The organism is Paenibacillus sp. DMB5 (assembly GCF_001517085.1).
In the GTDB taxonomy this organism is placed as follows: Bacteria; Bacillota; Bacilli; order Paenibacillales; family Paenibacillaceae; genus Paenibacillus_AQ.
This window is the reverse complement of the sequence record NZ_LRAC01000031.1, coordinates 41,867-60,914: the sequence shown is the minus strand read 5'-3', so window position 1 is coordinate 60,914 and position 19,048 is coordinate 41,867. Positions and strand designations below refer to the sequence as shown.

At 50.7% G+C, this 19,048-nt stretch carries 20 protein-coding genes; 18 read left to right on the top strand and 2 right to left on the bottom strand.

Going from position 1 to position 19,048, the window contains the following annotated elements:
* The first annotated feature begins 44 nt into the window (after nt 1-44).
* Genes AWJ19_RS06365 through AWJ19_RS06350 form a run of 4 tightly spaced genes read left to right on the top strand, consistent with a single transcriptional unit; the run spans nt 45 to nt 5,583 of the window.
* On the top strand, nt 45-2,306 hold the full coding sequence (locus tag AWJ19_RS06365; protein WP_082707728.1) for a hypothetical protein: 2,262 nt from the start codon (nt 45-47) through the stop codon (nt 2,304-2,306).
* Nucleotides 2,307-2,321: 15 nt separating this feature from the next.
* Entirely contained in the window at nt 2,322-3,338 is a 1,017-nt protein-coding gene (locus AWJ19_RS06360) for a TadE/TadG family type IV pilus assembly protein (protein ID WP_068722207.1), read from the top strand.
* A 17-nt stretch (nt 3,339-3,355) separates the two neighbouring features.
* A complete protein-coding gene (locus AWJ19_RS06355; protein ID WP_068722206.1) occupies nt 3,356-3,868 on the top strand; it encodes an A24 family peptidase in 513 nt (170 codons plus the stop codon).
* Nucleotides 3,869-3,885: 17 nt separating this feature from the next.
* Nucleotides 3,886-5,583: a DUF6382 domain-containing protein gene (locus AWJ19_RS06350; RefSeq protein WP_068722205.1), complete on the top strand. Its 1,698-nt coding sequence runs from the start codon at nt 3,886-3,888 to the stop codon at nt 5,581-5,583.
* Nucleotides 5,584-5,588: 5 nt separating this feature from the next.
* On the opposite strand, the gene AWJ19_RS06345 is transcribed toward AWJ19_RS06350, so the two are convergent.
* Both AWJ19_RS06345 and AWJ19_RS06340 read right to left on the bottom strand, forming a co-directional pair.
* The gene (locus AWJ19_RS06345) at nt 5,589-6,497 is read right to left on the bottom strand and encodes a TIGR01777 family oxidoreductase (protein WP_068722204.1); all 909 of its coding nucleotides are present in this window, start codon (nt 6,495-6,497) and stop codon (nt 5,589-5,591) included.
* A gap of 28 nt (nt 6,498-6,525) precedes the next feature.
* Nucleotides 6,526-6,990: a DUF2621 domain-containing protein gene (locus tag AWJ19_RS06340; RefSeq protein ID WP_068722266.1), complete on the bottom strand. Its 465-nt coding sequence runs from the start codon at nt 6,988-6,990 to the stop codon at nt 6,526-6,528.
* A gap of 172 nt (nt 6,991-7,162) precedes the next feature.
* Between AWJ19_RS06340 and AWJ19_RS06335 the strand changes: the two genes are divergently transcribed.
* The 14 genes from AWJ19_RS06335 to AWJ19_RS06280 all read left to right on the top strand — a co-directional run bounded on the left by AWJ19_RS06335 (nt 7,163) and on the right by AWJ19_RS06280 (nt 19,043).
* Complete coding sequence (locus AWJ19_RS06335; RefSeq protein WP_068722203.1) at nt 7,163-8,290, top strand: deoxyribonuclease IV; 1,128 nt, start codon at nt 7,163-7,165, stop codon at nt 8,288-8,290.
* 47 nt (nt 8,291-8,337) lie between these two features.
* The gene (gene purU / locus AWJ19_RS06330) at nt 8,338-9,234 is read left to right on the top strand and encodes a formyltetrahydrofolate deformylase (protein WP_068722202.1); all 897 of its coding nucleotides are present in this window, start codon (nt 8,338-8,340) and stop codon (nt 9,232-9,234) included.
* Nucleotides 9,235-9,347: 113 nt separating this feature from the next.
* On the top strand, nt 9,348-10,121 hold the full coding sequence (locus AWJ19_RS06325) for a hypothetical protein (RefSeq protein ID WP_068722201.1): 774 nt from the start codon (nt 9,348-9,350) through the stop codon (nt 10,119-10,121).
* 15 nt (nt 10,122-10,136) lie between these two features.
* A complete protein-coding gene (locus AWJ19_RS06320; RefSeq protein ID WP_068722200.1) occupies nt 10,137-11,201 on the top strand; it encodes a hypothetical protein in 1,065 nt (354 codons plus the stop codon).
* On the top strand, nt 11,198-12,781 hold the full coding sequence (locus AWJ19_RS06315) for an ATPase, T2SS/T4P/T4SS family (RefSeq protein WP_068722199.1): 1,584 nt from the start codon (nt 11,198-11,200) through the stop codon (nt 12,779-12,781). The genes AWJ19_RS06320 and AWJ19_RS06315 overlap by 4 nt, the downstream gene beginning before the upstream one ends.
* Nucleotides 12,782-12,794: 13 nt before the next feature.
* A complete protein-coding gene (locus AWJ19_RS06310) occupies nt 12,795-13,844 on the top strand; it encodes a hypothetical protein (protein ID WP_068722198.1) in 1,050 nt (349 codons plus the stop codon).
* A 12-nt stretch (nt 13,845-13,856) separates the two neighbouring features.
* Nucleotides 13,857-14,726, top strand: a complete 870-nt coding sequence (locus tag AWJ19_RS06305; protein WP_068722197.1) for a hypothetical protein — start codon at nt 13,857-13,859, stop codon at nt 14,724-14,726.
* 93 nt (nt 14,727-14,819) lie between these two features.
* Nucleotides 14,820-15,038 carry a hypothetical protein gene (locus tag AWJ19_RS06300; RefSeq protein WP_068722196.1) on the top strand — a complete coding sequence of 73 codons (219 nt, stop codon included), beginning with the start codon at nt 14,820-14,822 and terminating at the stop codon, nt 15,036-15,038.
* A gap of 6 nt (nt 15,039-15,044) precedes the next feature.
* Nucleotides 15,045-15,188 carry a hypothetical protein gene (locus AWJ19_RS35115; protein ID WP_157889954.1) on the top strand — a complete coding sequence of 48 codons (144 nt, stop codon included), beginning with the start codon at nt 15,045-15,047 and terminating at the stop codon, nt 15,186-15,188.
* A 14-nt stretch (nt 15,189-15,202) separates the two neighbouring features.
* Nucleotides 15,203-15,583 carry a hypothetical protein gene (locus AWJ19_RS06295; RefSeq protein ID WP_068722195.1) on the top strand — a complete coding sequence of 127 codons (381 nt, stop codon included), beginning with the start codon at nt 15,203-15,205 and terminating at the stop codon, nt 15,581-15,583.
* 20 nt (nt 15,584-15,603) lie between these two features.
* Complete coding sequence (locus tag AWJ19_RS06290; RefSeq protein WP_068722194.1) at nt 15,604-16,101, top strand: hypothetical protein; 498 nt, start codon at nt 15,604-15,606, stop codon at nt 16,099-16,101.
* 61 nt (nt 16,102-16,162) lie between these two features.
* The gene (locus tag AWJ19_RS06285) at nt 16,163-16,783 is read left to right on the top strand and encodes a hypothetical protein (RefSeq protein ID WP_068722193.1); all 621 of its coding nucleotides are present in this window, start codon (nt 16,163-16,165) and stop codon (nt 16,781-16,783) included.
* 8 nt (nt 16,784-16,791) lie between these two features.
* On the top strand, nt 16,792-17,352 hold the full coding sequence (locus tag AWJ19_RS34600; protein ID WP_128083518.1) for a hypothetical protein: 561 nt from the start codon (nt 16,792-16,794) through the stop codon (nt 17,350-17,352).
* Complete coding sequence (locus AWJ19_RS06280) at nt 17,325-19,043, top strand: hypothetical protein (protein ID WP_068722192.1); 1,719 nt, start codon at nt 17,325-17,327, stop codon at nt 19,041-19,043. Before AWJ19_RS34600 ends, AWJ19_RS06280 begins: the two co-directional genes overlap by 28 nt.
* The last annotated feature ends 5 nt before the right edge of the window (nt 19,044-19,048 follow it).

Here is a 19,048-nt window from a genome sequence, read left to right as displayed (position 1 = left end):
TTTACTGGTAAGGCAGGATAACAGACAGGAAGGAGCGGGGCAATATGAGGCATGTACATCATGTGTTGGCGGATCTGCGCCATTACAGAAGGCGGACATTATTATGGATAAAGGAAACCGGCGGATCCGTCTCGATCTTTCTGATTGCGGCACTCGCCTTTGTCTTCCTGTTCACAGCTGTTTTGATTGACTATGCAAGGATTGCCGCTGCCAATGTGCAGCAGGAACGGCTGGCAAGGGCGGCGGTCCGGTCTGTAATGTCCTCTTATGACCTCAGCCTGCAGGAGAGCTACGGCTTGTTTGCCTTCGGGGGCGATGACGGCGGCCAGCTGTTGTCTGCAGTACTGAATGATAATTTGTTTGAGAGCGGCCGGGGAGACGCCTTTAATCTGCTGCCCGTCAAGCTGGATAGCTCTGCTCTGGACTGGAGCAGGCCGATCGGAAGCTATGATATTTTCCGCCGGCAGATCGCCGAGGAGATGAAGTATAAAGCCCCGGTCGATTTCGCTCTTGAACTGGCCGGCAAATTCAAGCCGCTGTCAGCGGCAATGGGAGAAGCCTCGCGCTCCACGAAGGTGCTCGGCAAGCTTCAGCCCCTCTACGATGCGCGTGAAGCTGCACTTGATCAGATGCTGGAACGGCGGCGGCAGGCTGCAGAGAGCGCAAGGAGTCTGCAGCAGACAATTATGAATCCGCCGCAGGATTATATCAGTGCCCGCTCCTTAAGCAATGTTGACTCAGCTGCAGATATTGCAGCCATGTATAACGATTATGTAGGCAAATACTACACGGATCTGTACCGTGACAGAGAGAAGGATCCTGAGAGGTATCAGTATGACATCAGCCGCTATTTGCAGCAGTCGCAGAACCTGATCTTCAGGATACCGGAAGCTCTGTCTGCTGCCAGGCTGAAGCATGATTCTCTTATGGCTGAGGCCAGAGCGGCGCTGCAGCAGGCAGCGGAGCTTAATACCCAAATGAAAAATGTGCTTGATCAGTCCAGAAGCAGCGGAGCTGAAGCCGGCCAGGCCTCGGCAGGCAGCTGGGACATCCCCGGCAGTGAAAGCACCATTGGTACAGAGGCACTGGATAAACTGCGTGAACAGGAGGATGCACTTATTTTATCGCCGGATGAGCTCAGCGGAATGGAACGGAATATAAGCGTCCAGGAGCAGGCCGCACAGGCGTTTGAACCGGCTGTATCCGCCTTGCCTGCTGTACTTACTGAAGCTTCCGGACTGTACGCTGACCTTTCCCGTATGAACAAGGCTGTATTAAATGCTTCGCAGGCCGTTGCCGGGTATCTGCAGAATTACGGTAATTCAGGTGCGGCAATCTCTGCAGAGACGGCCAAGATCGAGTCGCGCCGCACCTCCGACGGTGAACGCAAGCAGATGGAGAAAGTAGCCAAGGTTAAGCTGGGGGAAGCTATGAAGCTGGTGGACCAGCTCCGCAGCTTTGGCGATAATGCAGCAGCGGCCGGGCAGCGTTATAGTACGCTCCGGAAATACTACGGGGAGAGTGTCCGGTTTAATCATGCTCAGGAGACCGCTGCAGCTACAGATTCCGGGAGCACAGATATTTATTCCGCCGCCGGCTCCGCAATGGGGAAGGTGGACGGACTATACACATCCATAGACAGCATAATGACTGGTGCAAGAGACAGGCTGTTCCAAACGGAGTATGCTGCACTTTATTTTCCGCATTTTGACCTCTCGACTCTAACTGCAGCAGCAGAATCGGGTGATAGTGTGGTCTCTGCCCTGGCGGGCCAGCTTGATCCCCATTTCCAGGAGCTTGAGTATATCCTGTACGGGTTTCATAATCCTGCAGGCAATGTGGCAGCAGCATATAGCGAGATTTTTGCGCTGAGGCTGGCAATCCGGACCATGGAAGGCTTTATCGAGAATGCCCGGCTCAGTAATCCGCTGGCTATCCTGGCGGCAGCGCTGCTGTACGGGGTTGAGCAGGCGGTTCAGGACATGCTCATGCTGTGCAGGACGGGAGAGGTGGTTATGTCCAAATATCTGCCCGTAAAGCTGGACTACCGCGGTTATCTGCGGCTGTTCATGCTGCTGCATGGGGCAGGTGAAACGCAATTGTCCCGTATGCTTGCATTAATCAGGCTGAATACAGGGATCAACCCGCAGGAAAGGTTTACGTATGCGGCTGCTGACATCCGTACGGGCTTGCGGCTTTGGTTCCTGCCGGGGGCAGTGAAGCTGCTGGATTATGCCTCCGGTCTGCCGGGTGGGGTAGAAGGTAAGGTATACTACCGAACCGTACAGGCTGACTTTTCCTATTAGCAGAAGGAGGGAAGAATGAAGGGCCGGAATCAGAATCCCGAGAAGCAGCGGGATGAAGGCAGTATGGTTGTTGAAGCGGCGATGGTGCTCCCGTTGTTTCTGCTGTTTGTCCTGTTTTTGATTTTTATCATTCAGATGACCCTATACTCGACGGCACTGCAAAGTACGGCATCTGACACAGTCAAAGTGATATCCACGCATATCTATCCGGCGGCGCTGGCGGCACAGAAATGGGGTCAGGCAGAAAGTGGCGGCCCGAGTCCGGCAGATCCTGCTGCAAATGCCGGGGGAATAGCGGATGAAGCGGCTGCAGGCGCTTCATCCGGGATGTGGAGTATTCCCCGCCTGTCACTTGAGGAGTGGAGCGGCAGTTACGTAGATGAGATGCCAGCACCTATCAATGATTGGGTCAGAGCGGCTGTGCAGCGGGCAGAGGGCCCTCTGCAGGAGCTGCAGGCAGAGACCTCGGAGGCTGTGCTTGATCATGTGCTTAAACCTATAATGAAGCCCTATCTGGCCACAGACTGGCTTGATTATGAACGGATCCATGTCTCCAATGTCACTATTCCTGATTTGAAGAAGGGTACACGCCCGTACTTCGGACTGGTTGTCAGTTACGAGCTCCCGATGAAGGTGCCTTTTCTGAATAAAGCAATTGTCCTGGAAGCGAGCAGTTTAGAACGGGTGTGGGTAGGGAACACCGATGCTTCGGGACAGGGCGGAGAGAGCGGAACTGAAGAGCCGCAAGGCTATATCGTCGTACTGGAGAAGCCCGACCCTGGTGTTGCCAACAAGCAGGGAAAAATCAGGGTTCAGGTTCCCCCGGGAGCAACGGCTAATCTTTCGATATTCTACAAAAGCGGCCAAAGTACAGCCAGGCATTTAGGCTGGAAGCAGGCCGACGAGTCCGGGTACATCGAATGGGAGTGGAAGATAGGGGTGAATACGACACCCGGCTCCTGGACGTTTATCATAACGCTAGAGGATGGCACCAGCCTGGAGGCAGTTTTTAGAGTCGTAAAAAGATTATAAATAAAGGAGGGGACGGTATGGCAGGGTGGGCCTTTGGGGGCTGTCTGATGATTCTGGCAGCGGCCTTTGTCACAGATTTGCGGTGGATGAGGATACCAAACTGGATTTCTGTATTTGCCCTTACAACAGGACTGCTGGCAAGGAGCGTTGTATCCGGAGGTCACGGGTTATTGTTTGCACTAACCGGTGCTACTGCCGGATTTGCCGTTCTCCTGCTCCTGTATGGTATGGGAGCTGTCGGGGCGGGAGATGTAAAGCTTTTTGCGGGAATCGGAGCCTGGACAGGGATATGGTTTACCTTTCAGGTCATTATGTACTCCATATTATTCGGGGCGGTAATCGGCTGGATCATTGTCCTGTTTAGACGGGAGGCAGCCGGGAGAATCCGCAGTACACTGAGCAGAACCGCCGGACTTTTGCTGTTGCAGAGGCCTGCTCTTTTAAGAAGCGGTGCAGGCAGTGAGGTGCTGAGATTTCCGTTCATGCTGGCCGTGATTCCCGGATTTCTGTATACCTATTACTGCTTTTAGATGGGAGGTGATAGATCATGTTCGGATTAAACCGTGATTTCATACAACAGGACGGCATCTCCATGCAGCTTGGTACTGCCGGCGGATTATCTTTGGCAGAGCTGAATATGGTCCAGGCGAAGATGCTGATGAACACTGCTATCCCGCATCATCTGCGGCTGCTGCTTAGGGAAATTGATCTTAAGGTGACGCTTGAGTACGCCGTATCCCGGCGTAAAATGCTCAGTCACCTGCTAAAAAGCGAAAAAATGAGTATGGCGGAGCTCTTCGGCCTGCTGCTGCAGATTGCCCGGGGAATGGAGGAAGGCAGACAATACATGCTGCGGGCTGAGCAGTACGCGCTTCATAAGGATTATATTTTTATTGAGGGGCCGCTTGGCAGCGGCAAGGTGTTTCTTACTTACATACCTTTGCAGCCGTCAGGAACGCCAATATCTCCCGGAGAAGCAGTGAAGTCACTCATTATGGTGCTCATTGCATCTGTGACGGAGTTATCGGGAAGCGGGCTGCAGCGATTACTTCAGTATTGCGGGAGCGGGGATTTTTCACCGTCCGGGCTCAAGGGCCTGCTGGCAGAGCTGCTCGCAGAAGATCATTCCGCCGCCGGGAAGCTTGCAGGCAGTATAGAAGCTGTATCGTTAAAGGTGCCGTCTGATGGGGGAAATGCTGTATCGGGGGAAATACCAGTCCGGCTTAGAGAGGGCCCGCAGGCTTATGTAGCGGCAGGATTTTCTGCCACTCCTGAAGCTTCTGTAATATCTATGAAGCAGAGGCAGCTAAGTGCCCGTTCAGAGGAACCGGCAAATGACAGTAACCACGCTAAGGAGCAGCGATGGGGAAACGGATTGCCAAAGCTGAGGCTGAGTGAGGAAGTCGTGTCAGATGATCAGGAGGATGCAGGAGAAACCGCCGTCACAGTGCCTTCTTCCTACAGAACTTATACTGTATTTGGTGCTGTTCTGGCTGATGCCTTGCTCTGGAAGTTCCTGTACCTGGACAGGCCGATGACCATTTGGCTGGCTGTTTGTATTGCCGCTACTGCTATATTTGCGGCTGTAAGCTGGATGGTGTGGAGCGGGAGGATTATGGCTGTGCAGGACCCTGTCATTGACGAAAGCAGAGAGAGACCTGAATCTGCATTAGCTGGGACCCGGGAGCGCAGTGTGAGCCAAAAACCGCCCCGTTCGGAGTGGGATTTTGGCAGAAATCCGGTAGTGCCGGCAAGGCTGCATATTCAGCAGGGGGGTGAACAGAAGCTGACTTCACAGGTGAGGCAGAATTCCGGGGGCTCGTTATTTGGGGCTGCGGGACAAGTGCCGCCTCAGCCCGCTGCTGTGGCGGCGACAGCGCTGCTTACGGCCAGCGATAGTGCGATTAGCGGGCAGGCGAAGTTGCCCCTTCGCCCTGCCGGGCCCTTTTTGGAACGCACCGGGGCAGATGAGGATGGAGCACCCGAGAAGATTGAACTGGACCGCGCAAGCTTCATAATCGGACGTTCACCTGATGTAGCCCAGTATGTAGAGAAGTCCGAGGGGGCTTCCAGAGTGCATGCGGAAATTTCCAGAGGCCCTGCCGGTTACATTATTAAGGATCTGGACTCGCGGAACGGGACGTTGTATCAGGGAAGCCCTATGATTCCTTATAAAGAATATCCGCTGACCGAAGGCAGCGTCTTTACAATTATTAAGGGCAGCTATACTTTTCGAACGGCCTGAATGAATCATCGCTTCTCTGATTTCAGCTGTTCCAGTGCCGGCTGCAGAGTCGGATAGCTGAAGGTGAAGCCATGGTTTACTGCTTTGGAGGGGAGTACCCGCTGGCCTTCCAGCAGGATTTCCGACAGCTCGCCAACAGCTGCCTTTAATACAAATGCAGGAACCGGAAACCAGTGCGGACGATGGTAGACTTTGCCGATCATCCGGCCGAACTGCTCGTTAGTCACCGGATTGGGGGCGGTGGCATTAACGGGTCCGGTGATTTCAGGAGTGATGATGCAGAAATCGATCAGTCTGGCGATATCCTCCAGGTGGATCCAGGAGAGCCACTGCTTGCCGCTGCCGATTTTCCCGCCAAAGCCAAGCTTATACGGCAGCTTCATCTTGGGAAAGGCTCCGCTTTCGTTGCCGAGCACAACACCTGTCCGCAGCTTGATGAGCCGTATATCCTGATAGGCTGCATCAGCGGCGGCCTCCCAGGTCTGGACCACCTCTGAGGGGAAATCTACCACCCGAGCAGGTGAATCCTCGTTATAGGTATCCGTGAGCGAGGTGCCGTATATGGCGACGGCGGAAGCCTGCACAATGACAGGCGGCTTATGCTTAAGCACCGCAACCAGTTTGCCGGCGGCTTCCACCGTTTCAAGCCGGGACTGCATAATAGCCCGCTTACCGTCAGCGCTCCAGCGCTGGCTAAGCGAAGCTCCGGCCAGATTGACCAGCGCATCTGCGTTCTCAGCCAATTCCGGATTGGCTGCGAGGTTGTCCCAGGTTGTATAGCTTAGAGCAGGGTGAGAAGATGCGTCTTTGGGCAGCGTGCGTCCGGCGATAATGAGCTGATGTCCGGCTGTAAGCCACAATTCAGTGAGCTCACGGCCGATAAAGCCGCTGCCGCCGCAGATAATGTATTTCATGCTGAAATCCTCCGTTTCAGGATGCGGCTTACTTGATCAGATGACGGTAGGGAGAGTAGTCGATCCCGTTCTTTTCCAGGAAAGAAACTAGGAACTTGTTGTCCCGGCGAGGGGTAGCTACGATATAGCCTTTAATGCAGTGTTCCCGGGTAACCGCCGGAGCGCCGCTTTCAACAGCAATTTTGCCGATCTCGGCAGCGATCGAATGCTTGGCGATATCGCGGAAGGGTCCGGGCACCGGCTGCACGAGCTGGTCCAGAAAAGCCTTCATTTCGTCGCTCCACAGCGGCCGGCTGCGCTCCACCCAGTAGTTCTGCCAGTCCAGCTTGGACTTGCCGTCCGCTTTGGGCAGCACCTTGAGGAATTTGCGGAACATGAAAAAACCGCCGATACACATGCAGCCCAGCAGTAAAAAAGTCCAAAATGCGATGGAGTTCATAAACCAGTTGCTTGGCATGGACGATAATAGCCTGAATCCCAGTTCAGAAGACATGTATACACCGCCTTTGACAATGATGATTGTCACAAACCTTCATCTCATCTAAAGTATAGCGTATTTCCAAAGTTTTGCGAAGCTGAAGCGGCCTGCCGCAGCTTGCCTAGATTTATTTTCCCGATCACGGTAGAATAAGGGTTAATTCGTGAAGGAAAGAGGGAAAAAAGGCATGCTGAAAATAGGTTCACATGTGTCCTGCGCGGACAAGGGTCTCTTGAGCGCAGCCAATGAAGCAAATGAGTATGGTTCCAGTTCGTTCATGATATATACCGGGGCGCCGCAGAATACGCGCCGCAAGCCGATTGAGGCTATGTACCCTGCTGAAGGAAAGCTCGCGATGAAAGCGAACGGCGTAGAAGAGATTGTGGTACATGCTCCCTATATCATTAACCTGGGTTCCTATAAGGATAATACCTATCAGCTTGCTGTTGATTTTCTGCAGGAGGAGATCCGCCGTACCCATCAGCTGGAGGTCAAGCATATTGTACTTCATCCGGGGGCGTATACTGACAAGGATGCAGAATACGGTATCCAGCGGATTGCCGACGGGCTGAATGAGGTGCTTGGCGGTACGAACGAGACAGAAGTGCATATTGCTCTGGAGACGATGGCCGGTAAAGGAACAGAAGTCGGCCGCAGCTTTGAGGAAATTGCCTCCATCATTGACAAGGTCGTACATAACGAGCGCTTGTCCATCTGTCTTGACACCTGTCACATTCATGATGCCGGCTATGACATCGTTGGCGACCTGGACGGGGTGCTCCGCCAATTCGATGAGATTATCGGCCTTAAGCGTCTTGGTGTCATCCACATCAATGACAGCAAAAATCCGCGCGGAGCAGGTAAAGACCGCCATACACCAATTGGTTCAGGCTGGATCGGTTTCGAGACGATTAATAAGGTCGTCCACCACGAAGCACTTGCAGGGCTGCCGTTTATTCTGGAGACTCCATGGATCGGGAAGGATGCCAAGAAGCTCCGCCCGATGTACGAGATCGAAATCGCCCTGCTGCGCGGTAATGTCGCAGAACGCTTCGGTGCAGAGTTCCTGCAGGAAGTGGAAGAGCTGCATTCGTTCTTCGCCAAGCAGGAGCTTGATCCGCGCCGGTATGTACTCGATGTATGGGAGCTGCTCAAGAATGATGCCAAAGCCAAAAAGGCAGATCCGCGTGAACCGCTGGAACGTCTATATGACAATGTGCTGGCAGCCGGACTCTTCCCGCAGCTTAGTGAGGAAGCTGTCAATCAGCGCCTGATCGCCTGGCTGGCAGGCAGACAGGCGCTCGTGAACGCTTAAGGATAACTACAGATTGCGCTAGCAGATGAGAGGATGGACAGGGGACTATGGAATTACATGTGAAAAGAGATCATTCTTCAGGCGGGCAATATCCGGACCGGGCGCGCATGCTCATTTCTTGTCCGGACGGGCCGGGTATTGTAGCGGCTGTCTCGCATTTTTTGTATCAGCATGGAGCTAATATCGTGCAGTCGGACCAGTACACAATGGACCCGGACGGCGGTATGTTCTTCATGAGAGTGGAGTTTGATCTGCCCAAGCTGGATGAGCGGCTGGATGAGGTGCGCAATATTTTTGGCGGAGTTGCCGAGCGCTTTAAGATGGATTGGCAGATTTTTAATGTGAGTCATAAGAAAAGATTAGCGATCTTTGTTTCCAAAGAAGACCACTGTCTGGTTGAGCTGCTCTGGCAATGGCAGGCCGGTGATCTGGATGCGGATATTGCCATGGTGGTCAGCAACCATACGGATATGCAGGCTTACGTTGAATCGTTTGGCATTCCGTTCCACCATATTCCGGTTACGGCTGAGACCAAGGCTGAGGCTGAGAAGCGCCAGCTGGAGGTGATCGGCAGCGACATCGATGTGATCATCCTCGCCCGCTATATGCAGATCATCTCACCGTCGTTCATCGAGCATTACCGGCACCGGATCATCAATATCCATCACTCGTTCCTGCCGGCGTTCGTCGGCGGCAAGCCCTACGCGCAGGCTTACCAGCGCGGGGTGAAGATTATTGGCGCAACCGCCCACTATGTCACCGAGGAGCTGGATGGCGGACCGATTATAGAGCAGGACGTGCAGCGGGTCAGCCACAGCGATGATGTGAACGAGCTGAAGCGGATCGGCCGTACGATTGAGCGGGTTGTGCTGGCGCGGGCTGTCAAGTGGCATATTGAAGACCGTATTCTTGTGCATCACAACAAAACAGTAGTGTTTAACTAACCCTATAGTTCTGAAGAGCATTACAGGTAAAAAAGCATTTTACCGGCATTTTGGCGAAGTCTGCCAAAGTGCCTTTTTTCGTTCCAATAAACAGTACTCAAGGAGGTAAGGGCTTGGCTTCACAGCGCGGACAACTGTTAAAACGCAATTATCTGTTTGCCTTTCTAATCCTGTTCGCCGGGTTCGGCGGACTGCTCGGCTACGACCTTTACTTTAAGCCGTATGTGCTTTCGCAGACTGTGGTCAAAATTAAAGCGGCTGACGGCGGATTTATTCCAAAAAACTATCAGCTGCAGCAAAGCGATCTCTATCTCGATTCAGTCCAGACTAAGGACATTCCTTCAGGTGTCATTACGGAGTTCAGCCAGGTAAAGGACAAGATAACCAATGTCAATCTGATGGACGGCAGCATTCTTACTTCATCGCTGGTGGATGTCAGTGACCTGGAGCCGCAGGCTGATGAAGGAATTTTCCCAATTCCCAAGGAGGCGATATATGCCATTAACGGCTCGCTACGCAGCAGAGACAAGGTGGATATTTACCTGGTGGAAGGCGATAAAGCAGACATGACGGAGAATGGAAGCAGTAATGCCGGAGGGGGCTTCCCGCCGACAGGTACAACTGCACCTGCACCTGACAGCGGGCAGAAGGATTCCAGGTTCGCAACAGCCGCCCGAAAGGTGTTTCTAAGCAGCGTTACCGTGAACTATGTACGTTCTGAGGATAACAATGATGTGCTTGACTCGGAAAACGGCAACACCAATAACCGCGTTACTTCCACTGGCAAGGTGGCGGCACCTGAATTAAAGCTCAAGAAGAGCGACGGTGAGCTGCTGGGACAGTTTCTGGAGCAGGGCTACAGGCTGTGGATTGTCCGTGTGGAGTAGAAAGGAGGAGCAGTCATGAAAATATTCAGTCTGGGGCTCGAGCAGCTGACGATTAATGAGATCAAACTGGCAGGGTTTACGGTCATTACGCAAAATGTACTGCCAGAACCGGCGCACACCGAAGGCCATCTGCTGATGGTAACAAGTGAACTGGTGCCTGTGTCTGCTTTAACCGAACTAAGCCGCCAATACACGCGTTCCACGATCCTGTACCTGTATCTGCAAAGAGGGGTGCACGGCTATCAGGCTATTCATATGTTGTGCGAAAGTCTGGGGATATTTTTTGTACCCCCTCGCTCCTCAGCCTCGGCAATAATCGAAAAGCTGCGATTTATTACTGAGGAGGAACGTGTAGAACGCGGTAACCTGGTAGGATTTTTCGGCTCGGGACCGGGCATTGGCTGTACCAGCACTGCCAAGCTGTTCGCCAGAAGGATTGCTGCGGCAGGGTTTCGGGTGATTTTACTGGGGCTGGATCTGTATGATCCCGGCTATGACCGTAAAACGCAGATCAGCCTGGACAGGCTGCGGCCGCGTATCACCGGCAAGATGCTCCATGGCGAGGACTTCGAAGGGCTGGTTAAGCAGGACGGATATTTATACCTGCCAGGCAATTTCGACTATTTGAGCGTCCATGATTACCAGGAGGAGGAGATCGCATATCTATTGGCAGAAGCGCGTGTGCATGCGGATGTGGTGGTGGCTGACTTTGGTTCGATTCCCGAAAGCGCCGCATGGTATACCGGTATGCAGAAATCGGCACTGCGCATGATGGTGACGCATCCCAGACACGAATACAGGCTGCAGGCTCTGATGGAGCTTGCCGGACATATGGACCTGCATCCGCAGGATTTTCAGTGGATCATCAACCGCAGCAATGTAGAGGAGATGTCCTCGCCCAAAAGTCTGGCGCTGCGTTTCGGCTGTGAAATTTTGCTGGAGCTGCCGTATTATCAGCCGCTGCTGGACAGCCTGCCTTTAGGTAAAAAAGAGCTTCAGCACGTAGATGATAAGGTTCACGCCCTGCTGGTCTCTCTGGGGCTGGCACTGGAAGTCCGGAAGAAGGGGATCTTTCAATGATTGAATACCGTGAGGAGATGCGGCCGAAGCCGCGCAGGGTGAGCGGGCTGCGTTATGTCAATCCGGGAGGACAGAAGCAGAACGCGCAGGCAACTGAAACAGCATTGCCGTTCAATCTGTCCGGGCAGTGTGGAGCAGATCTGTTACATGAAGCACGCCCTCTTTTTTCTCTGAAACAGAGTGTCCTGCGTACCAGCAAGCCGGGAAAAGAAGACTTCTTTGCTTTTCTGCACAAGATGAAGCAGGACATGAACGCAGGGCTGGAGCGGGAGGATGACAGCTATTTCGAGCTGAATGCCAAGGCGCTGATTGGTGATCCACAGGCAGTTAGCTTTTTTATGAATGAGATTGAAAAATATTTGCGCAAGACACCGTTCACCGGCGAAGTGCCGGAGGCTTATCGTACAGCTGCAGAGGCGCTTTTTCATGAATGGAAAGGGTTTGGTCCGGCTTACCGCTGGTTCACAGACCGTGCCTACAGTGAATCTACCGGGCTGCAGATGATCGGACGGCAGATTTTTTATAATCACCGCGGCAGGTTTGTTGCTTATCCGTATGAGATGCCCTCGCTGGACCGGGTGGAGCAGCTCAAACGCTCTCTCCTCAAAAGTGATCCGGGCAAAAAGCTGAACAAAGACAATCCTTCGGTGGAGTTCAAAATGGATGATCCGCTGTGGCCCGGCCGGTTCATCCGGCTGGCGATTTGGGTATCGCCCAGGGTGTGGGACGGGTTCACAACCATTTCCATGCGGAGGCAGGTGGTTGAGTTTCTTGATCTGGAGGATCAGGCGGGAACAGAATGCATCCCGGCAGAAGCCATAGAGCTAATCCGTGCTCTGGCCGGCACTTTCCGCAACACTATCATCGCGGGGGCTGTAGGTTCAGGCAAAACAACCTTTGCCAACACGATCGTCGGCGAACAGCTGCTGGGCTCCAGCTCCTGCATGGGTGTGGTGATGATCGAGAAGCATCCGGAGTCGATTTTGCCGTACCAGATTAAAGGTCACCGGATCATTCCGATTCAGGCTACCAACGAGGAGCTGATGGAGGTTGGAGTGGAGTCATTGCGCCATGATCCGAACATCCTCTACATGACCGAAATGCGTTACAACGAGTGGGAGTTTTATCTCTGGAGCGGCGAGAAGGGCTATGACGGGATTACAGGAACCTTTCATACCGTTGATTCTGAGGATATTCCGTACCAGGGCGCTTTTGCAGTCTCCACACGGATCGGCGGCAGCCTGAAGGGACATCTGATCTCAGCGCTGAAGTCGTGTGAGCTGGTGTTTATTCTGGAAAGCGTTCCGGACGGGAAGAAGCGGCTGGCACGGATTTCCGAGGTGTTTTATGACGAAGAGCGCAATTCAGTATTTGCCAATGATCTGATGCGCTGGGAGGAAGAGCGTTCGGCCTGGAGCTATAATGACAAGCTGACCGGGAAGCTGATGGCCAAGATGACCAAAAAGAATGCCGCAGCTATGCGCACATTCATCCGGGAACTGGGACACCTGGCAGCAATGAAACCGATGGAGGAGCCGCTAAAGGAAAGCCTGAAGTCAAAGATTGTGCTGAACGAATGAGGGGGCGTTAGGCGTGGAGCTTGTTTTTTATATCATCCGCTTTGCCCTGCACTTGCTGGTTGTTTTTGGTCTATCGCTGATGGTGAGACCGCTGATTGAGCGGCATTTACGGCAGCTGGGGCAGAAAGTCGATATGCAGATGAATCTTAGAAGGAGTCTGCTCCGCAAAAAAGTCAGCAGGGCGGATAGGCGGATCTGGCTGTACCGGCACCTGGATGACCTGCTGTATTTCGCACACCGGAAATATGAACCGGGAATCAGTGTAATGCGCTTTTCGCTGCAAACAGCCTTTCTATTCGCTGCGGTCTTTGTGTCCACCATGCTTACGCTTAGGGAGCTGCCCGGGCATATGAGCTTCAGCAATCCTTTTTTGGATGGAATCAGCTTCGGGGAACGGATGCCGATTGAGCAGGCCTGGCGGCTTCCGCTGTTTGTATCAGTCCTGGCGGCAAGTATTCCATACCTGCGGATGAGATACACCTGCGCCCAGCGGAAAGTACGGGGAAGCTACGATCTGCTTGATGTGATCAAAATTGCTTCCAAGTTCACGCACCTGTCGGTAGACAGCATTTTGTCGAGGACGGCGGATTTTTTGACCGAGGACAATGTGCTGAAAACTCCGATAAGGCTGCTGGGAGCGGGATTTGCCAATTACAGTAATGAATATGAGCTTAAGGAGGAGGCGATGAGGTTCTCGGGCGCAATCGGCACTACTTTTGCCATAGAGTTTGTATCTGATCTGCTATATTGCGAGAAGGAGGGGACCCGTCATCTCAAAAGCTCGCTGATGATGCTGAACCGCTCGATGGAGCAGCAGCGGGAGACCATTTTGACGGTAAAAGCAGGCAGCCGGGATGCAATCAGTCTGGGGATTTACGGGAATTTAGTTGTGCTGGTATCCTCCGTCGGAACCTTCATGTATATGCTGAAGCCTGATGTCTATTTCAAACTGCAGTTTCAGACGAGCGTCGGTCTTGCTTTTCTGATGGTCATTATAGCCGGACTGTTCGTATCCTTTCTTATCAGTACCATACTTGCCAGACCCAAACTGGACTACCACTGAGGTGATAAAAAGATGGAACGGTTATTGCTTTTGATTGCCATCTGCGGCGTTGTTTATCTAGCCTTGCTTGTTTTTGTGAGCAGCAGCAGCAAACAGGAGCGTTATGCATTACGGCTGGGGATCAAGTGGACATCACTCGGTGAAAAGATGCAAAATGAACGGCTGCAACAGCTGCTGCAATCCGGCGGGCTTTCGGTATCAGCAGGTAAAATCACGATTTTTCGATATTCGGCGGCGTTGCTGTACCTGGCAGTTCAGGCGGTAGGCGGTTTTGTGCAGGTTGCCCCTTTTTCCGGTACGGATTTGCTGATAGCTCTGCTTATCCTGATCGTCAGCAGTCCCATGCGTTATCTGCCGTTTGGCTGGCTACTGGCCTGGCTGCATCAAAAAACGCTGATCCAAAAGGACGGAGAGCTGATCTCCTTCATCCGGCTATACGAGAACAACCGGCTGCGCAAGCGCGGGTATGTACAGTTCGGCGCTTTCTGCGCAGGGACGGCCAATCAATTCCATTACATCCGGCAGGAGCTGTACGAGCTGTCCGAGCGGGCGGTGGATGAGGGGACAGAGAAGGCGATTGAATGGTTTTGCGGAAAATTCCCGGAGAGGCATGCTTTTATCAACGATATCCGCTCAATTCTGCTGGCAACGGAAGGGATGGATGACGATAACGAGGCCGCCAACTATTTGAGGGAGCAGGGCAAGATTATCACCAAAATATCCAGCGATCAGTATTTGAAAAAATGGTCCTTCATCGGCGACGTCTCTACTATTATCAACGTTATTCCCTCTATCGCCACATTCCTGATGATCGTATCGCTCGCGATGCAGTACATTATGCTGATTAAAGGGAATTTTAACGGAGTGGGAATGTTCCAGTGATTCAGATGTGGCAACTATGAAGTTATAACTTTGAGGTTTTTGTTATATTCAAGCACTGATTAAAAATATAAAATGAAAAGGGAGATATTTACAATGAAAAAAGACGCTATTTCGACTGGTTTGTTTATCGCTATCGGGTTCCTTTGTGTGGCAATTGTTATCGCGATTCTTGTCCCTGTAGTCCGTGATGTAATCAATGATGCGGACGATAACAGACCTGTTATTCCTGCTGTGAGTGTAAGTGTGATTCAGTCCAAAGAGCCTGGCCGGGCAATAGCAGTGGTACAAGCCCCAACCCGGTCCATGGTCTAAGCCTTTATGAAAAAAGATTCGATCTCTGTTGCCATGTTTTTGGCCATCGGTTTTGTGATCGCCGGGATTTTTATCACGGCAGCTACCCATATAATCGGCGGCAGCCAGGATGATATCATCGAGCATACCAAACAAGTTGAGCAATACTAGAAGGAGGGACGGGTGTGAAGGAAACGGTCCTCCGGGCATTATTTTTGTGGCTGGTCTTTTTTATTCTTCTTCAGCCCATCTTTACTTACATCGATTATCTGCTCGATCTGCAGGTCAAAGCCAACACCTCCTACATCACGCAAAAGGCAGCTACAGAAGGAATAGTCACCAGCTCTATGAAAAATGAAGTCATTGCCAATCTGAAGGCTGTTGGCTTTCCGGAAGCTTCTATTGTTATTTCCAGCAATACGGAGATTGTGCAGGAGCGTAAACAGCGGCTTGACGTGTACATTATTGCTCCCCGGTTACATTTGTTTCCTTATGACTTCTCGGGAAAGTCTCAGCCAACACGTTATTACGGACACGGTTCAATAATGAGTGAATATCTTGATTGATTGAGGAATGGTTCCGAGCTATGGACTACATAATCAAACTGGCCTTTGTCCTGCTGATCTTTGTCTACTCCTGGTTTTTTCAGATTCAAAATCAGGAGTGGGACATGGTGCGCAGCATGCTGAAAGATGCCAACAACATGGCTGTACACGATGCATCACAGGAGCTTAATGAAGCCGAGCGTGTACGGGGACGCCTGATCATTGATCCCGCTGAAGCGTACAACACCTTCCGGGAGTCACTGCAGTTAAACCTCGGACTTGACGACAGCTTATCCCCTATCACGGGCAGCAGGCTGCAAACACAAGTGAAGATTATGAAATTTGACATTGTCGATGATTCAACCGGAGCGTCTTTTCCGTTCCTTTACGAAGACAGTACCTACGGCATCACCAAATACATACAAGGCCCCTCGGTCATCGCCGTCATCGAGACACAGCACCCGGTCCTGATCTCCCGCTCAAAAGTTCAAGAAGCCATCATTGTACCGGCGGTGCAGGAGTATAGGATGGGGGACTAGGCGGGGGATTCATTAGCTCAAGCCGGCAGTTAAATCTAAAAACATTAAAGGGGATATTATTATGAAAAAGTCGATTGTTAAAGTAACTGCAGCGGTATTGTTGTTGAGTCAGCTGCTCTCAATGGGTGGGGGAGTACAGAATAGTCGGGTCACTGCCGCAGCTGCAGCTCCCAGTTCCGCCAAACCTGCAGCCACAGTTATGACGGATAATTTGTTTAAGTATGGGCTGAAGAAGGATGTTGAGCTGCCTGTTACTCTTACGGCTGGTGGGCTGAGTTATACGCTAGAGAAAATAATGATTTTTGATTTTAAGTCAAAGGAAGCAGTGGCTTTACGGAAGACATACAAATACGGAGAAGAAAGTGGATTGGTGACTGATCCAAAATATATGGTATGGACAAAATTTACTGTGAAAAATAATAGTAATGTAGTTCTTAATACTTCTAATAGTGGTGAAAAGTGGTCTCTGAAATTTCAGAACTTAAAATCTCTTGATCCTGTTTATAGACCTGCGCCAGTTAAGCTTAATGATAAATCTGCAGTAAGCTGGATAAGACTCAATCCTGGAGAACAGTTGTCATCTTATCAAGCCTATTACTACAAAGCAAATTTCAATTATTTTCGGATTAATTTATTTTTTAATGGGGCATTTGCAGAAAAATATATTGTAGAGGAAATATAGATCCTGTTATGAAAAATAGCAAAGTTATCTTATCTTTAATGTTATTGGCTATTGTACTTACAAGTGTTCCACAATTTACGTTTGCAGCTGACTTAAATACTGCATCAATTACTATTCCAGTTTCAACAGGGCTAACAGGCTCTGATAATAGTGCAAAGTCATTTTCATTAGATTTACCTAGTGGAGTTGCACCTTCGTCGATTGTAACAAGTACCATAAAATACACTGGCAATAATACACCAGTGGGAAATCCTTCTCTTACTGATGGGAAGATTAAACTCAATCTCAAAGGGAACCAAACTACTAAAACAATTGATGTACAAGGTTATAGAGCTTCTTATGGGGAACAATACAAAGCCAATATATATAACTCCATTTGGTTATATTCGGATGGAAGACGCTGGCAAATTAATGAGTACGATGAAAAAAATGATGTGAACAATGCGCACCGGGATGTTCTGGCAACTGATGGAGTTCCATCTCAAAACCCACCTTCTACAGTCATTAGTGCAGGCCCTCCTCAAGATACAGCATATTTAAAATGGTACCATGGCTCAAAACTGAGGTGATCGATTCCGGAGATGTTATTCAATCAACCGTCGAAGCGGAAGTTATCGATAAAAGTGGCTATTTAAAAGGGGAGCCGAAATTTAAAAATAACAGAGTTATTATAAATTACTGGATTCCTAACTCTATGCCATTCACAGAAGAAGAAGTTGGTGGTCTTTCCGGTGTTGCGGAAGGTAGAAGATACTCTGCTTTTGTTACGTACTACTACAAGGCCACCGCAAAAGTTACTACATACAGTTATGCAGGTACTGTTACTTTCGATTACAAACTACCTACAGAGCCCACCTTAACCGGCGAGGTCGGATTACTTACCCCTAACCCAAATCCGGAGAAGTACGCGGATAAGGCCGTGCCGGTAAAGTTGTCCCTGAAAGGAACTCTAGCTGCTTACACCGATACATCAAACATCCTGGAATGGGTTTTTTATGCCAAAAAGACAGGTGATGATGCATCTTTAGTCACCAAAAAAGATACGGCAAAGGTGCTGTCCAGTGAGCGGCAATTTGATTTCACCATTTCAAAACAAGAAGCTGCCACACAGCCTGAATTTACTCAGAATTACACTTTGACCGTAACTGTAAGATTTGCTAAGCCGGTGGTTACGGCAGACGGAAGCATATCATCATTAAGTGAGAACTTTACCATTAATGCTGGAACCTATAACGGTCCACCGCCAAGTAGTATACCTATTCCTACACCCACACCGGCTACCGGTAAACCGCCGATTGCCCGAATCACTATGCCTGACCAAGTAGTTGCCGGTGAAAAGTTCATCGTATCCGGAGCCGGGTCCTTCGATCCTGACGGTACAATCGTCAAGTACTCCTGGCAGCATCCTAACGTAAATCTTGCATTATACGGCAAGTCTAGTGATACCTCATACGGCCTAGACTCCATTGACACTACGCAAACCATCACGCTTACAGTTACAGATAATGATGGTCTTACATCCACTACCACACGCGACATTAAGGTAGTAGCTCCTGCACCAAAAGCAAAAATCGAACTCCTGGGAACTTTGAAACAGAATCGGAAGATAACAATACGGAACGGAACTAAGAACATATCCGATGATTTCCCAATCATAGAAGGCAGTACACGCTTTACAATCACCGCAGTCTCTGGCGGAACCAATGCAGATATCAAATATAGTGGAAGTCTTGTAGGGGTAAAAGAAATAGATGTCTTGATGAAAACGCCTGGTCAGTACAAGGCTGCCCTGTATGTTGAAAATACTGCCGGCTACTCCGGAACAACTTCGTGGACGTTCACGGTTGCCCCTGACGAAGCGCCTGTACCGTACATTTCCATGCCATTAATAGTCTACCGTGATCCGGACAATGGAAATAAGGCAAGTGTAACTCTGGAGGACTTCACCGTTTCACCTGACTACGACTATCTGGCAAAAAGAGTCTGGGAATATCGCTATGATTCGGATAACAACGGTAATTTCACAGGAGAAGCATGGGTTCAAATAAATAACGCTAACCTTGACCGCATTAATTTTTATCCGACAAAAGTGGGCAGATACGAGATCCGGCTAACCGTGACAGAAGAATTTGGGCAGCCTACGATAGATGCCTTTGTGACTGCGGCAGATCGCAAATCTGCGAATACTGATACGCAGCCGGTACTCGAACGAATTGTAACGGTTGAAAATCGTCCTCCGACCTCAGATTGGTCATGGTAATGGAG

Coding starts and splice junctions, on each gene's coding strand:
- AWJ19_RS06350 (WP_068722205.1), top strand. CDS start 3,886: ATGTTCGGATTAAACCGTGATTTCATACAACAGGACGGCATCTCCATG.
- AWJ19_RS06340 (WP_068722266.1), bottom strand. CDS start 6,990: ATGTCTTCTGAACTGGGATTCAGGCTATTATCGTCCATGCCAAGCAAC.
- AWJ19_RS06285 (WP_068722193.1), top strand. CDS start 16,163: ATGAAAAAGTCGATTGTTAAAGTAACTGCAGCGGTATTGTTGTTGAGT.
- AWJ19_RS06365 (WP_082707728.1), top strand. CDS start 45: ATGAGGCATGTACATCATGTGTTGGCGGATCTGCGCCATTACAGAAGG.
- AWJ19_RS06290 (WP_068722194.1), top strand. CDS start 15,604: ATGGACTACATAATCAAACTGGCCTTTGTCCTGCTGATCTTTGTCTAC.
- AWJ19_RS06300 (WP_068722196.1), top strand. CDS start 14,820: ATGAAAAAAGACGCTATTTCGACTGGTTTGTTTATCGCTATCGGGTTC.
- AWJ19_RS06280 (WP_068722192.1), top strand. CDS start 17,325: ATGGTACCATGGCTCAAAACTGAGGTGATCGATTCCGGAGATGTTATT.
- AWJ19_RS06315 (WP_068722199.1), top strand. CDS start 11,198: ATGATTGAATACCGTGAGGAGATGCGGCCGAAGCCGCGCAGGGTGAGC.
- AWJ19_RS06360 (WP_068722207.1), top strand. CDS start 2,322: ATGAAGGGCCGGAATCAGAATCCCGAGAAGCAGCGGGATGAAGGCAGT.
- AWJ19_RS06345 (WP_068722204.1), bottom strand. CDS start 6,497: ATGAAATACATTATCTGCGGCGGCAGCGGCTTTATCGGCCGTGAGCTC.
- AWJ19_RS06335 (WP_068722203.1), top strand. CDS start 7,163: ATGCTGAAAATAGGTTCACATGTGTCCTGCGCGGACAAGGGTCTCTTG.
- AWJ19_RS34600 (WP_128083518.1), top strand. CDS start 16,792: ATGAAAAATAGCAAAGTTATCTTATCTTTAATGTTATTGGCTATTGTA.
- AWJ19_RS06355 (WP_068722206.1), top strand. CDS start 3,356: ATGGCAGGGTGGGCCTTTGGGGGCTGTCTGATGATTCTGGCAGCGGCC.
- AWJ19_RS06305 (WP_068722197.1), top strand. CDS start 13,857: ATGGAACGGTTATTGCTTTTGATTGCCATCTGCGGCGTTGTTTATCTA.
- AWJ19_RS06320 (WP_068722200.1), top strand. CDS start 10,137: ATGAAAATATTCAGTCTGGGGCTCGAGCAGCTGACGATTAATGAGATC.
- AWJ19_RS35115 (WP_157889954.1), top strand. CDS start 15,045: ATGAAAAAAGATTCGATCTCTGTTGCCATGTTTTTGGCCATCGGTTTT.
- purU (WP_068722202.1), top strand. CDS start 8,338: ATGGAATTACATGTGAAAAGAGATCATTCTTCAGGCGGGCAATATCCG.